Source organism: Spirosoma sordidisoli, from assembly GCF_004138325.1.
Classification (GTDB): Bacteria; Bacteroidota; Bacteroidia; order Cytophagales; family Spirosomataceae; genus Spirosoma; species Spirosoma sordidisoli.
This window is the reverse complement of the sequence record NZ_SBLB01000001.1, coordinates 1,321,179-1,335,285: the sequence shown is the minus strand read 5'-3', so window position 1 is coordinate 1,335,285 and position 14,107 is coordinate 1,321,179. Positions and strand designations below refer to the sequence as shown.

The window sequence follows — 14,107 nt, the reverse complement described above, 5'->3', positions numbered from 1 at the left end:
TTTTAACGACGGCGTAACGGAGATTTGCAGAGCATACGGCAATCTTCGTTACGCTGTGTGGTTAGCTACTTCGCTATGTTTATTCATTTTACAGGCATTTCATGAAACGTGTACTTATTACCGGCGGGGCCGGTTTTCTGGGGTCGCATTTGAGTGATCGCTTCATTAAAGAAGGTTATCACGTCATTGCGATGGATAACCTCATCACGGGCGACATCCGGAATATTGAACACCTGTTCCACCTGCCGAATTTCGAGTTCTATCATCACGATGTCTCGAAGTTCATCCATGTACCGGGCGAACTAGACTATATTCTTCACTTTGCTTCGCCCGCCAGCCCAATCGATTACCTGAAAATCCCGATTCAGACGCTGAAAGTAGGCTCATTGGGTATTCACAACTGTCTGGGGCTGGCCCGGGTAAAAAACGCCCGCGTACTGATTGCCTCGACCTCAGAAGTATACGGCGATCCCACCGTGCATCCGCAGAACGAAGAGTACTGGGGCAATGTGAATCCGGTCGGGCCGCGGGGTGTCTATGACGAAGCGAAACGGTTCCAGGAGGCCATGACGATGGCGTACCATACCTACCACGGTCTGGAAACGCGCATTGTCCGGATCTTCAATACCTACGGCCCCCGGATGCGGCTGAACGACGGTCGGGTGTTGCCGGCTTTCATTGGCCAGGCCCTGCGCGGTGAAGACCTGACCGTGTTTGGCGATGGGAGCCAGACCCGGTCGTTCTGCTACGTCGACGACCTGGTTGAAGGCATTTACCGGCTGCTGCTCAGCGATCATGCCTACCCGGTCAACATCGGTAACCCGTCTGAAATCACGATTCGGGAGTTTGGCGAAGAAATTATCAAGCTGACCGGTACGTCGCAGAAACTGGTCTTTAAAGACCTGCCGAAAGACGATCCGAAACAGCGGCAGCCCGACATTACCAAGGCTAAGGAACTACTGGGCTGGGAGCCCAGGGTGTCGCGGGCCGAAGGACTTCGGGTTACGTATGAATACTTCAAGAGCCTGCCTCAGGAAGAACTGTACAAAGCCGCCTATCATCGCGAGTTCAAATAAGGTAGACGAGCTCCCCGCCTGGCGCGTATCCGACCGGCCTAGGAACGAGTTGGAAACTTTATCACGAAATCGTAAATCTATTTGTACTTTTACGGCAGTATCTGCCTTGTGCAGAACACCTTTAGCTGTCTGATCAAAACCTGCGTGCCCCGATGCATGCAGGTTTTTTTATGGCCGGTCCGCTGGCGCGAATCTACTCCGCCGAACGGAACAGATCTGCGCCAGCGGTAACCGGTTAACTCAGGCGATCTTTAAAGCTATCGTAGCCATAGCTCCGTACCAGCCGGAAGTGCTGGTCTTCGTTGACGATACCAATGCTGGGCAGGTTCACGCCGTTGAAGGTGGTCGTCTTCACCATGGTGTAGTGAATCATATCGTCGAAAACGATACGGTCGCCAACGGCCAGCGGTTCGTCGAACGAATAATCACCCATGAAATCGCCGGCGAGGCAGGTCATACCACCAAGCCGGTAGGTAGGCTTGCCGGCTACCGGCTCGTGGTAAGCTCCCAGAATGCGCGGTTTGTAGGGCATCTCGAGGGTGTCGGGCATATGGGCGGCAAACGACGTGTCCAGAACGGCAACATCGATGCCCTGGCTGTTAAACACATCGAGTACGGTAGAAACCAGTACGCCCGTTTGCCAGGCAATGGCCGAACCCGGCTCCAGAATGACATCTACGTTGTACTTCTGCCGGAACGCCCGCAGAATCCGGACGAGGTGGTCGGTATCGTAGCCCTCGCGGGTCATCAGGTGGCCCCCGCCCAGGTTAACCCACCGGGCCTGGTGAAGCAAAGAGCCGAACCGGCTTTCGAGCGCGTCGAGGGTGCGTTCCAGCGTATAGGAGTCGTTTTCGCAGAGGGTGTGTGAGTGAATGCCTTCCAGGCCTTCGGGGAGCTGGTCGGGAAGCTGATCACGGGTGGCACCCAGCCGCGAACCCGGTACGCAGGGGTTATACATGTCTGTCGCTACTTCCGAATACTGGGGGTTGACCCGAATCCCGCAGGATACCCGCCCCACTGCCCGGCGCCCGAACCGTTCCCACTGGCTCCAGGAGTTGAACGTCAGGTGGCTGCTCCGCTCAACGACCTCGTCGAAATCGCTATCCTGATAAGCCGGAATATAGGTATGGGCTTTAACATTCATGTACTCGTTTACGAGCTTGACCTCGTTCAGCGAACTGGCCGTGGCTCCGCTCAGGTACTCGCGCACGAGTGGAAACGCGCTGTACATAGAAAACCCTTTCAGCGCCAGAATAATGGTGACACCGGCCGCCTGCTGCACCGAGTCGATGAGTTCCAGGTTCCGGCGTAGTTTGGCTTCGTCGAGCACGAAACAGGGCGACGGGGCCGTATTGATATAAGCCGGTTGATGTAAGGTCGTTTGCATGGCGCAAAGGTACGGCCTGATTGGTTCTGACCACGCGACCGATCCGGCATTACTACCCCGCCGGCCGGGCTATTCGAGCGTGAAGGCAATAGGTAAGGTAAATTTCACCCGAACGGAGCGCCCCGACTGCTTACCCGGGCGCCACCGGGGCATCTTCTGGACCACGCGTACGGCCTCCTCGTCGCAGCCGAATCCTATTCCTTTCAGCACCTGAACCTCGGTCAGGCTCCCGTCTGTGTTGACAATGAAACTGACGTATACCCGACCCGATATACCCGCCGTGCTGGCCCGTCGGGGGTATTGTAACGTACGGGTAACGAAGTCGCTCAGGGCGGCCATACCGCCGGGGTACTCGGGTTGCTGCTCGACCGCAATAAAGGTCTCGTCGTGGTTGGTAGGAGCTACGTCCAGGGCCCGTTCGGTTGCCGTGGGGCCGGTAGCCTCGGGGGCGGCAATGACTTCATCGACCCCCGTTCCTTCGGCCGTAACCGGCCCGGAGGTGGCTTTCTCCAGCTGCTCGGTTGTGGGTGGCAGGGCTTCGTCGACGACCTCGGGGTCGGGCAGTACTACCGGTGGCAGGTTCCGGACGGTACTGACCGCCGGGGCCTGTTCAACCGGCGGGATCGGTACGGGTTGTTCGTTGGGCGTGTCGGGTAGTTTGACCAGATCAGTTTCGACCAGTACGATCTGATCGCTCAGGTCGGGCTTTGGAAAAAGCCGGGCGTAGAGAGTTGGTGCCGCCAGACCCAGCAGAAACAAACCCACGCCGACCCATAGGGCGCGGGTAAGCGCTGGCCGGTACTGCTGGCGCAGGTCAAAAGCACCGTAGGCCCGATGCCGGGCCTGAAAAATGATTTCGTTGTAGGTCAGCGCATCGGCTGGCGTAGCTATACGGGACATGATCTCGGAGCGGTTTGGTTTGTACCGCATGGATGCGCACCGGAAACAATTTCCACAATTCAGACGAAGAGAAGCCAGGAAGTCAGGTGAACGTGCGCTTTACTGGGGGTAAGTAATTTTTCTGCGTATAAATAATAGTAATACTATCAAAACTATTTACTTTGCTATTGAGTTAGATAGTAATAATATCTAAGTGATATTACTTACCCTACTCTTGTAACTTAATCGAGATGTATCATGCGTATAACGTGTATTAGATTACTGCTGGGCGGATGGTTATTGCTGATTTTACCCGGACTGGCTTTTGCCCAGGAGCGGATTGTATCCGGAAAAATCACTAATGTGGAAGATGGCACTCCTATCCCGGGAGCCAGTGTTTCGATAAAAGGGACGAACCGTGGCACTACAACCGACGTCAATGGCACTTACCGGCTCAATGTAGGTACCGACAACGGGCTTGTCGTCAGTTTCGTTGGCATGATGAGCCAGGAAGTTGAAATTGGGAGTCGATCGGTCATAGATGTTGCGCTCAAACCCGATTCGCGACAACTGACAGAGGTTGTCGTGACCGCGCTGGGAATTCAGAAAGAAGCCAAAGGACTAGGCTTCTCCCAGACATCCATCAACAACCAGGAACTAACGGTTGGCCGAACCACCAACATTGCCAACGCACTGAGCGGTAAAATTGCCGGGGTGCGCATCGCCGGCTCCAATGGTATGACGGGCTCCTCGTCGAACATTCAGATTCGGGGGCTAACGACGTTTACGCAGAGTAATCAGCCTCTCTTCGTGGTCGATGGCATTCCGGTCGATAACGGGGGCGGGGTAGCCGGTTCCGGTCTGCTCAATACCTCGAATTCGCAAACGGGGGTGTCTAACTCAAACCGTGGCATCGATCTCAATCAGGATGATATAGAAACGATGACCGTGCTGAAAGGGCCTGCTGCTGCCGCCCTGTACGGGTCGCGGGCTGCGGCCGGTGTCATTATGATTACCACCAAGAAAGGCCGGGCCAACGGCAATAAAAAAAATACTGTCAACTATACCGGTTCGTTCAACGTCGTTGAGGTGAACCGGTTTCCTGACTACCAGAATGAATACGCCCGCGGCACCTCGCTCAATGCGCAGGGGCAGCCCGCGGCCCCCGTTTATCAGCCCAATGCAGATCAGCTGAGTTGGGGCCCCGTTATTCGGGGTCAGCGGGTGGCGAGTTCGTACTCGGCTGCCGACCGTACGCTGTTCAACCTGCCCGATTCAGTTACGCTGACTGCTTACCCCAACAACGTCCGTAACATGTTTCGGCAGGGAATCAACCAGCAGCATAATGTCAGCTTCTCTGGCGCAACCGATAAGTCGAACTATTACTTCTCGTACGGGATGCTGAGTGATCGTGGTTTTCTGGAGAACAACCAGTTGGATCGCCACACTTTTTCGGCCAACGCTAACTCGCAGTTGACCAGCCGGCTGAGCGTCGGTACCAATATTCAATACATTTACAACACATCGAAGCGGAGCCAGATTGGTAACCAGTTGGCCAATCCGCTGTTTCGGGGGTGGTTTTTGCCTCGCGATTATGATCTGCTTGGCGAACCCAATACCCGTCCTGATGGCTCGCAGGTGTACTTCAATGCCAACACCGATCATCCGTTCTGGACACTCCGCAACAACCTCTACGACGACAACCGGAGCCGGCTGATTGGTAACGTGAACCTTACCTACAAGTTGACGGACTGGCTGTCGTACACGGGTCGCGCGGGTACCGATATGTTCACCGAAAACCGGTTTACGGTCGATGCAATCGGGTCGCGGGGGCAAGCCAACCACGCTGTGGCGGGGGTAGGCGCCATCGGCAACCGAAACATAACCCGCCGGGAAACGAGTTTCTATAATACGTTTACGGCGACCCGTGATCTGACCGAAGACCTGCGCATGACGGCCCTGGTGGGTAGCGAAATCAACCAGATCAATCAGGTCGATCAGGCCGTTGTTGGTAATACGCTCGCCACGCGTGATTTCAACAATATCAACAACGCTACCAACTTTATCCCGTATTACGAACAGCTGCGCCGGCGGTTGGTTGGGGTGTTTGCCAACGTCGACCTTCGCTACAAAGGATGGGCCAACCTGACCCTGACGGGCCGGAATGACTGGTCATCGACGTTTGCTGCCGGGAACCGCTCGTATTTCTACCCCTCTGCGTCGGGAAGCGTTATCCTGAGCGATGCGCTGCCCCGGCTGTTTGCCGACCAGCGGGTATTGTCGTTCGCCAAGGTGAAAGGGGCCTGGGCGCGGGTAGGCCGCGAAGCGTTTCTGTTTGCCACGGCTACCTATTTTGATAACGCCAACCCATCCGATGGCTTTGGTCCGCAGATACAGTATCCGTTTCTGGGGCAGCAGGGGCGTACCTTACAGGACGGAGCCGGTAACCCGCAACTGGGTCCCGAATTCACGCGCAGTCTCGAATATGGGGTAGAGTTGAAGTTCTGGGAAAACCGCATCGGGTTAGACATAACCCATTTCAACCAGCGCTCGACCGATATCATTATCTCGGTACCCATTGCGGCCGCTTCCGGCTTTACCAACGTAGCCCGAAATGCCGGGGTGCTGGAGTCGCGCGGCTGGGAGTGGAACCTGAGCATTACACCCATTCGGAAGGCTAACTTCAAGTGGGATATCGGTTTCAACGGAGCCCGCATCCGCAACAACGTGATTTCACTGGCCGAAGGGGTGCAGAACATATCGCTCGGGCCGTTCACAACCGCCCAGGGGCGTATTCAGGCCGGACTGCCGTACGGAACTATGTTTGCCAACACACTGCTCCGCACACCACAAGGACAGCTGGTCGTTAACCCAACCAACGGGCTTCCCATTTTGGACCCCCGTGGTCTGCAGAACGTAGGCGACCCTAACCCGCGCTGGACGGGGGGCGTTATCAACAACTTCAGCTACAAAGGCATCAATCTGAATTTCCTGATCGATATCCGCCGGGGTGGCGATGTGCTGTCGCGGGTGGTGGGCGATCTGCGCCGGACGGGTGTGGCGGCTGAAACCGCTGACCGACCCCGTTTTGGCGCCGACGGACAGCCACTGCGCAACTATACGATTGATGGCGTGTATGGCAACGGAACGATAAATCCGACAACGAACGCGCCGGTGCTGACAACCCGCGAAGGGCAGGCTCTGGCGTCGGGCCAGGCCCCCGTGGCCAACGACATTGCTATATCGGGTCAGCAGTACTGGGGGCAGCTCTATACCTTCAACGCGCCCGGCATGTTCGTTTTCGATGGCTCCTGGACCCGCCTGCGTGAAGCTAGTGTGACCTACACGGTACCTAAGAAATGGCTGGATCGTACGCCATTCGGTTCGCTCGAAGTGGGTGTCAACGGCCGTAATCTGCTGCTTTGGACAAAGGTGCCTCATATTGACCCGGAGTTCAATGTCAACAGCAACCAGAACCTGCAGGGTATTGAGTTCAACACCATGCCGCAGGCCCGGACCTATGGAGCCCTGTTGCGGCTATCGTTCTAAGTCGGCCATTGTGTTTCACGCAAAAAGAAAAATCACCAATGAATACATACAAAGCAGGATTTCGTTCGCTGATCGTAGCGGGGTTACTACTGACCGGTACGAGTTGCAGCGACTATTTCGATGTAAATACCAGCCCTAACCTGGCTGCGTCAGCACCGGCCAACCTGTTGCTGACAAGTGCTGAAGGGATGCTCGGGTTTACGATGGGGAGTGATGTACACCGGTATACCTTGCTTTTCTCCCAGCAGCTGGCTGCTCAGAACGGTCGGCAGACGGAGGCCTGGGATGCCTATAACCTTCAGTCGACTGAAGTAAACGGGCTGTTCCGGACTAACCTCTACGCCGGTGTTATGGCCGATCTGGAGCAGATACTGGCCAAAGACCCGCAGGTGACCCACCCGGCCTTCTTCGGAATTGCGAAAACGCTGAAAGCGTTCACGTACAGCGTCATTACCGATCTCTGGGGCGATGTGCCTTTCTCGCAGGCCCTGCAGGGAACAACGAATACCCAGCCCAAGCTGGACCCATCCCGTGATATCTACACGGGCCTGATCCGGCTCCTGGACGAAGCCATCGTTGATCTGGGAAAGACGTCGTCTCTGGCCGCGCCCACGACTGCCGATTATGTGTATGCTGGAAATACGCAGCGCTGGATTCGCCTGGCCAATACGCTTAAACTCCGGTTATACCTGCATATGCTGAACGCCGGTGCCGTAACGCCCGAGTTTGTGAATGCGTTTGTTCGGACTACCGAGGCCAACGCGCAGACAGGCTTCATGACCGGGGTGGCCGACGACTTTCAGCAGCGCTTCGAAGCAACTGCCAACCGCCAGAACCCTATTCATCAGTTCATCCTGACCCGCACGGACGATATTGCGGTGAGCGCAACGATCATGAATCTGATGAACAGCAAGGCCGACCCGCGCCGGGCGGTTTATTTTACGCCCGCTCCGTTCAGCCCGGCGGCTCTGGCAACTCCCCCGGCCAGTACAACAGGGTATATAGGCCTGCAGAATGGTACGGGGGGCAACCAGGTTCGGAACACCCTGTCGCGGTTACACACCTACGTGCGGGGTAACGTGACTACACCGGCGGCATCGGTACCGGCCGGCCCAACGCTCGGCGTGACCGGCCTGGCCTACGACGGTACGGCGCCGGTACAAATGCTGAATTTTGCGGAGTATAACTTCATCCGTGCCGAGCTGGCCCTACGATACGGTGGGCCCGGCGATGCACAGACGTTCTTTCAGCGCGGTATTACGGCCTCGTTTACCGACGCGGGCTTAGGGGCTCAGGCAGCGGCCTATATTACCCGCAACGGCACCCTGACCGGTTCACCTGAGCAGCAGCTCCAGCAAATTATCGAAGAAAAGTACGTTGGCAATTTCATGGTGGCGCTCGAGCCCTGGAACGACTGGCGCAGAACCGGTTACCCAGGATTGTCGCGCATACCGACGTCCGTGAACCCGGGTAATCAGGGGCGTGTGCCGCGGGCTTTACCGTACCCCCAGCAGGAGGTCGATGCCAATCCCAATATCAGCCAAAGAAATAGCCTGAGTGAGCGGCCTGTCTTCTGGGACACGCGCACCACCGGGCCCCAGTAATCATGTGAGTTAAATTAAGTAGGAACGATTAAAAGCCGCCTTCGATGAGGGCGGCTTTTTTTTGCGGACCAGCTATGACTACAGTTTATCGTATTGCTCCACCAGGCTGGCCGCGTCGCCCTCGTTCTTGAAACTAAGCTGGTCAGCCATGGCTTTCAGCCCGTCGCGTTTGTCGGACAGGGCGTCGAGCAGTGATTTTTTCGTCAGCCTTACTTTAACCAGCGTCTGGTCGGGCTTGAGCAGGTAGTAAGCGTGGCTGTTCTGGAACGAGTCGTACCGGATGTCGTTGGAGTAGGGTTGCTTGTAATCAGCGCCCTGAAACGTTTTCGCGACCCGTTTCAGCAGGGCGGTCTTGCCCTCATACAACACCAGAAAATAGCTGCCATCGGCGGCCGCATCGGATGTTTTTACGTTCGGATATCGCTTGAACAGGTATTCCTGCCCATCAGGACTAACCAGCTGAAAGTGGCTGACCGTGCTGCGATCAATAATGATGGAGTCGTTTCCCATCGTAGGCCGAAGCAGAATCAGTGCCTGCCGGAAAGCGTCGAATTTAATGGGTACGTCGGTATAGCGTTTGCCCCCGAGCAGCAGAATCTGTCCCTTCGACCAGCCGTTGAGGAAGTAGGGGGTGCCGCGGAGGCCTTCGTAGCGCGTGTCGATGGTGCGGACCATGATGCCCGGGCTACCAGCGCTACCCACCGCGTTGACAATCTGCGACATTTCCTGGTTTGTCAGGGGCGGGTTGTTGGGCTGCCTGGACGTGACCGGCGCCGGGTCGGGTTTAAGCGCCCGCCTGGTCCGGCTGCTGTCGGTCGTCTGGGCCTGCAGCGCGAAGGGAAGCAGCACCAGTACTACTAATGCGTACTGTTTTAGGAACATGATAGTTCGTTGGTTAACGGGAATGAATAGGGGTAAAAATACAAAATCGGCATCAAAACACATGGCCGTTTGTCACTATAATGACCGACTGTGCTTGATGCCGATTCGGGTCAGGCCGTTGCCTTAGGCTCAGGCCGGATACTCGTGAGGAAGCGGTATGTCTACGCGCTCCTGCACGGGCAGGCCCTGTTTGTTCATTTGCTCAATGAACGGGTCCGGATCCAGCTCTTCGCAGTTCCAGACGCCGGGTTTCATCCAGACGCCCGTCAGCATTAGCATGGCGCCGATCATGGCCGGCACACCGGTCGTGTAGCTAACCGCCTGGCCGCGCACTTCTTTGTACGTTTCGGCATGGTCGCAGTTGTTCCAGATGAAGTACGTCCGGTCTTTGCCGTCTTTAACCCCTTTGATCTGGCAGCCAATGCTGGTCTGGCCGGTATAGTTCTCGCCGAGGCTGTCGGGGGCGGGCAATACCGCTTTCAGGAACTCGAGCGGAACGATGTTCATACCCTGAAACGGCACCGGGTCGATGCGGGTCATGCCTACGTTTTGCAGCACCTCGAGGTGGGTCAGGTAAGCCTGGCCGAATGTCATCCAGAAACGGGCGCGCTTCAGGGTCGGAAAGTTCTTGACGAGCGACTCGAGTTCTTCGTGGTACAGCACATACGACTCGCGGGGGCCAATTTCCGGGTAGTCGATGGGCTTATGAATACTCATGGCCGGTATCTCGACCCACTCGCCATTTTCCCAGTACCGACCGGGCTGGGTAATTTCACGGATGTTGATTTCCGGGTTGAAGTTGGTTGCAAAGGCTTTGCCGTGGTTACCGGCGTTGCAGTCGACAATGTCGAGGTAGTCCATCCGGTCGAAATGGTGTTTGTTGGCATAGGCCGTAAACACCTGCGTGGCGCCGGGGTCGAAGCCGCAGCCCAGCAGGGCCATCAGGCCGGCCTGCTCGAAGCGTTCTTTGTAAGCCCATTGCCAGCTGTATTCGAACTTGGCTACATCTTTAGGTTCGTAATTGGCGGTATCCATGTAATGCACACCGGCTTCCAGACAGGCGTCCATGATGGGCAGATCCTGGTAGGGGAGAGCCACATTGATGACCAGCTTCGGCCCAAACGACCGGATCAGCGCCACCATCTCGGCCACCACATCGGCGTCGACCTGCGCAGTCTGAATCGTAACGCCGTGCATCTCCTGAATGTCAGCCGCAATGCGGTCACATTTTGCCTTGGTGCGGCTGGCCAGCATAATGTTCGTAAATACGTTGCTGTTCATAGCGCATTTGTGCGCTACTACACTGCCAACGCCACCGGCTCCAATAATGAGCACGTTTGCCATGTATCGTCTATAGTTTACGTTTTGGCCGCAAAGATAGTGAGCCAGCCGCGGACTTGGTCAGTAAGGGATATCTTCGCTGATGAACAAATAGTTACCTTAAACAAATTATTACTATATTTGTTTTATAGGAAATATGCAGTCTTAAATCGCTCTCGTTATGAAATTTATCTCCTCAGCTGGATCATTTGAACTCTCGATTCTGGGTTACGGTAAAAAGGCAACCAACTGGCGGGAGCGAAACCGGTTGCAGTGTCGGGTATCGACGTTACTGGGGCAGCAGGCCGATACGCAGTCGGCTCCGTTGCAGACCTGGGAAGTTGGCCGGTTGCTGAACGGCCTTCGTGCGCTCTGGAACAAAGCCGCGAGCCACATTGACGTTTCGTTTCCGGAGCCCGGTCTGAGTGTTGAGGCCACGGCGCTCCCGAACGATAGCTATCGGTTACAGATTCAGCTGGACCACGCCCTGACCCCTGCCTGGCATACGTATCCCGGTTTTCCGGTCAAGATCAATCTGCTGCTGAACCGCAGACAGTTGCAGGAAGCCATCCAGGACCTGTCGGGTCAGGTGGCGGCCTATCCGGAGCGTTGACGGGGCGTTTCTTTCGTGCGTTTGCCAGGTGCCAGACCCTAGCCGGGTTTGCGTATCTAAACGTATAGTGGTACCTTTCAGACGTATATACGTGTTCCGCACAACCTGGTAGGTACTACGTCAGGCTACAGCTCTAACCCCATGCTTCTAATCGGCCAGCGCAGTTTCTTCGAACTGAACATTTTAGACTACGAAAACGCCCCAGACAGCCCTTCGTCGGCCGATCGGAATCTGCTTTGGGTGGCGCTTCGGTCCGGCTGGCAGCACCACCAGTCTACCTCTACCGCTGCTATCCTTTATACCTACGAAATCAGTACCCTGCTCGACTGGCTGCGGCAGCTGCACGCCACTGGTCGTTCGCAGGGAAGGCTGGTCTTTACGGAGCCATGTCTCAGCCTCGAATGTATTTCAGCCGACTCCGACGAGTTTCTCCTGCAAATCAAACTGGCCTTCGAAATAGCCCCTGATTGGCACGACGACCCACTTTCTCCGTTCTGGCTGCCCGTTGTTGTGACCAGACATAAGCTCGCCGAAGCCATTGGTCAGCTGTCGGACCAGTTCCTCAATTTTCCGGTAAGGCGTTAAGGTTACCGCTTGGTAACATCAACTTGTTTATACATATTTGTACCCAGACTATGGCTTGGGTAGAGTTAGTAGCGCCCTCCCGATTGTAAGAGTCGATAAACACCTAATTAAAACATAACTGATTAACAAGTATGAAAGTCGTCAAGCGCAGAAACCGCCAGATGACCATGGAACGTATTTTGCGTGCCATGGGGGATGTAATGGCCGAACGAGGTACTGAAAAAGCAGGTATTAACGCTGTGGCCGAACGTGCCGGAGTTAATAAGGTGCTGATCTACCGTTATTTCGGTGGCTGGAACGGTTTGCTGGAAGCGTATGTGCAGCGAGGGTTCTTCCTGTCGATGTTCAATGACAAGTTTCTTGAGTCTGTTCCCGACAACCTGCCCGCCGAAAACCGGAGTAAAGTATGGTCCGAGTATACCATCCAGTTTCTGCGTGAGTTCCGGGCGCGCAAGCCGTCGCAGGAGCTTATTCGCTGGGAGATGACCCACGGCGAAACCGAGCTGGCCCGCCGGCTGGCCGAATACCGGGATCGGTCGTATAAGAACCTGGTTGACAAACTGGCTCCCTACACCGATTTCGACCCGATTGCCATTACCAGCCTGATGGTTTCGGCCGTTACGTATATGGTACTGACCAGCGCACAGCGTGATCATATCGTCGATATCGATCTCCGCACCGAAGCCGGCTGGGAGCGCATCGAAACGGCAATCCGCCGAATCTATTCAAGCCTGAACATTGCGCTCGACCGCGAAAACGCCAAGAAAGCCGAGGTTAAATAAACGATCTGGCAATCGGGTTGCGGGTATTGGATAAACTCCGGTACACCGCAACCCGACTACCAGGGCCCGCTTACCGGTTCATTAACTCCTCGATCTCGTCGGCAACGACCGGAATGTTAGCCATCAGATCGATATTGCCCGACTCGGTCAGAATCACGTTATTCTCCAGCCGGATCCCGATTTTCTCGTCGCGGATATAAATGCCCGGCTCAACGGTAAATACCATGCCGGGCTCCATCTTCCGGTACTTGTTCCCTACGTCGTGTACGTCGAGCCCCAGAAAGTGGGAGGTGCCGTGCATGAAATATTTCTTATACAGGGGCGCATCAGGATCCTGTTTTTCTACGGCCGCCCGATCCAGCAGGCCCAGTCCAATCAGTTCCGACTCCATCACCTTACCTACTTCGCGGTGGTAATCGTCCCAGAGGTTACCGGGGCGCAGCATCTGTTTGGCTTCGTTCATCACCCGCAGCACCGCATCGTATACGGCCCGCTGGCGTTCGGTAAAGCGGCCGTTCACGGGTACCGTACGCGTCATATCGGCATTGTAGTTGGCATACTCGGCGCCCAGGTCGAGCAAGACCAGATCGCCATCCTGACACTGCTGGCTGTTGTCGATGTAATGCAGTACGCAGGCGTTGGCCCCCGACGCGATAATGGGCGAATAAGCCGCCCCCCGGGAGCGATTGCGCAGGAACTCGTGCATCATCTCGGCCTCAATTTCGTACTCCCAGACTCCGGGTTTGATGAAGCCCAGCAAACGCCGGAACATTTTTTCTGTAGTGTCGATAGCCGTCTGAAGAAGCTGGACCTCCTGCGGTTGCTTGATCGCCCGGAGGTAATGCATTAGCGGAGCCAGCCGTTCCAGATGATGCAACGGGTACAGCTGCCGAAACTGGTCGATGTAGCGGGCATCGCGGGTCTGTACGTCGACCGTGGCGCGGGTGTGCTCGTTGGTGTTGAGGTAGATGTGTTCGGCTTCAAACACCATCTGCCCAAATATCTGCTCAAACTGGTTGTTCCAGTAGATGCGTGACTGCGGAATGCCGGTGAGCTGTTCGGCTTCCGCTTTGGTGAGTTTATGCCCTTCCCAGATCTCGATGAGTTCGCTGGTTTCGCGCAGGAACAGCGCTTCGCGGAATTTCGGATCGGGATGATCGGGAAACAGAACCAGCCGCGTTTCTTCCTGATCGACGCCGGAGAGATAAAACAGGTCGTTGTTCTGCCGGAACGCCATCGTCCCATCGGCATTGGTAGGCAGTATGTCGTTGGCATTGAGCACGACCAACGATCTGGGCTTCAGCCGGGTGGCCAGTCGCTGCCGATTTTTAATGAAAAGTGATGAATCGAGGGGTAAGTAGCGCATTAGGCTCAACGAATTTGATTGTGGTATCCGGCATCGTGACGTTTACTAAATCACCGGTCTGCTG

General features: G+C 55.8%; 11 protein-coding genes. 6 read left to right on the top strand and 5 right to left on the bottom strand.

The annotated features are described in order from the left end of the window. Positions 1-101: 101 nt before the first annotated feature. Positions 102-1,076: a UDP-glucuronic acid decarboxylase family protein gene (locus EQG79_RS05775; RefSeq protein ID WP_129600533.1), complete on the top strand. Its 975-nt coding sequence runs from the start codon at positions 102-104 to the stop codon at positions 1,074-1,076. 235 nt (positions 1,077-1,311) lie between these two features. On the opposite strand, the gene nspC is transcribed toward EQG79_RS05775, so the two are convergent. Next, positions 1,312-2,463: a carboxynorspermidine decarboxylase gene (gene nspC, locus EQG79_RS05770; protein WP_129600531.1), complete on the bottom strand. Its 1,152-nt coding sequence runs from the start codon at positions 2,461-2,463 to the stop codon at positions 1,312-1,314. A 69-nt stretch (positions 2,464-2,532) separates the two neighbouring features. After that, a complete protein-coding gene (locus EQG79_RS05765; protein WP_394343300.1) occupies positions 2,533-3,354 on the bottom strand; it encodes an energy transducer TonB in 822 nt (273 codons plus the stop codon). A gap of 246 nt (positions 3,355-3,600) precedes the next feature. On the opposite strand from EQG79_RS05765, the gene EQG79_RS05760 reads away from it, so the two are divergent. Next, positions 3,601-6,891, top strand: coding sequence for a SusC/RagA family TonB-linked outer membrane protein (locus EQG79_RS05760; RefSeq protein ID WP_129600527.1), 3,291 nt, complete (start codon positions 3,601-3,603; stop codon positions 6,889-6,891). A 38-nt stretch (positions 6,892-6,929) separates the two neighbouring features. Next, complete coding sequence (locus tag EQG79_RS05755; protein WP_129600525.1) at positions 6,930-8,495, top strand: SusD/RagB family nutrient-binding outer membrane lipoprotein; 1,566 nt, start codon at positions 6,930-6,932, stop codon at positions 8,493-8,495. 78 nt (positions 8,496-8,573) lie between these two features. Here the strand turns inward: EQG79_RS05755 and EQG79_RS05750 are convergent, their stop codons facing one another. Together EQG79_RS05750 and EQG79_RS05745 are read right to left on the bottom strand one after the other, a co-directional pair. Next, a complete protein-coding gene (locus EQG79_RS05750) occupies positions 8,574-9,377 on the bottom strand; it encodes a hypothetical protein (protein WP_077924141.1) in 804 nt (267 codons plus the stop codon). Between the two features lie 129 nt (positions 9,378-9,506). Further along, entirely contained in the window at positions 9,507-10,721 is a 1,215-nt protein-coding gene (locus EQG79_RS05745) for a saccharopine dehydrogenase family protein (protein WP_129600523.1), read from the bottom strand. Between the two features lie 157 nt (positions 10,722-10,878). Here EQG79_RS05745 and EQG79_RS05740 point away from each other — a divergent pair, with 157 nt between their 5' ends. From EQG79_RS05740 to EQG79_RS05730, 3 genes are all read left to right on the top strand, one after another. Then, a complete protein-coding gene (locus tag EQG79_RS05740) occupies positions 10,879-11,310 on the top strand; it encodes a WapI family immunity protein (RefSeq protein WP_077924088.1) in 432 nt (143 codons plus the stop codon). A 141-nt stretch (positions 11,311-11,451) separates the two neighbouring features. Beyond that, entirely contained in the window at positions 11,452-11,895 is a 444-nt protein-coding gene (locus EQG79_RS05735; RefSeq protein WP_077924089.1) for a WapI family immunity protein, read from the top strand. Between the two features lie 161 nt (positions 11,896-12,056). After that, entirely contained in the window at positions 12,057-12,677 is a 621-nt protein-coding gene (locus EQG79_RS05730; protein WP_077924142.1) for a TetR/AcrR family transcriptional regulator, read from the top strand. A gap of 70 nt (positions 12,678-12,747) precedes the next feature. Here EQG79_RS05730 and EQG79_RS05725 read toward each other — a convergent pair whose 3' ends face one another. Then, entirely contained in the window at positions 12,748-14,043 is a 1,296-nt protein-coding gene (locus EQG79_RS05725) for an aminopeptidase P family protein (RefSeq protein ID WP_077924090.1), read from the bottom strand. Positions 14,044-14,107: the final 64 nt, after the last annotated feature.

Bases quoted from the DNA above. Each gene is read 5' to 3' on its own strand.
- EQG79_RS05775 (WP_129600533.1), top strand. From the start codon at position 102: ATGAAACGTGTACTTATTACCGGCGGGGCCGGTTTTCTGGGGTCGCAT.
- nspC (WP_129600531.1), bottom strand. From the start codon at position 2,463: ATGCAAACGACCTTACATCAACCGGCTTATATCAATACGGCCCCGTCG.
- EQG79_RS05760 (WP_129600527.1), top strand. From the start codon at position 3,601: ATGCGTATAACGTGTATTAGATTACTGCTGGGCGGATGGTTATTGCTG.
- EQG79_RS05755 (WP_129600525.1), top strand. From the start codon at position 6,930: ATGAATACATACAAAGCAGGATTTCGTTCGCTGATCGTAGCGGGGTTA.
- EQG79_RS05750 (WP_077924141.1), bottom strand. From the start codon at position 9,377: ATGTTCCTAAAACAGTACGCATTAGTAGTACTGGTGCTGCTTCCCTTC.
- EQG79_RS05745 (WP_129600523.1), bottom strand. From the start codon at position 10,721: ATGGCAAACGTGCTCATTATTGGAGCCGGTGGCGTTGGCAGTGTAGTA.
- EQG79_RS05740 (WP_077924088.1), top strand. From the start codon at position 10,879: ATGAAATTTATCTCCTCAGCTGGATCATTTGAACTCTCGATTCTGGGT.
- EQG79_RS05735 (WP_077924089.1), top strand. From the start codon at position 11,452: ATGCTTCTAATCGGCCAGCGCAGTTTCTTCGAACTGAACATTTTAGAC.
- EQG79_RS05730 (WP_077924142.1), top strand. From the start codon at position 12,057: ATGACCATGGAACGTATTTTGCGTGCCATGGGGGATGTAATGGCCGAA.
- EQG79_RS05725 (WP_077924090.1), bottom strand. From the start codon at position 14,043: ATGCGCTACTTACCCCTCGATTCATCACTTTTCATTAAAAATCGGCAG.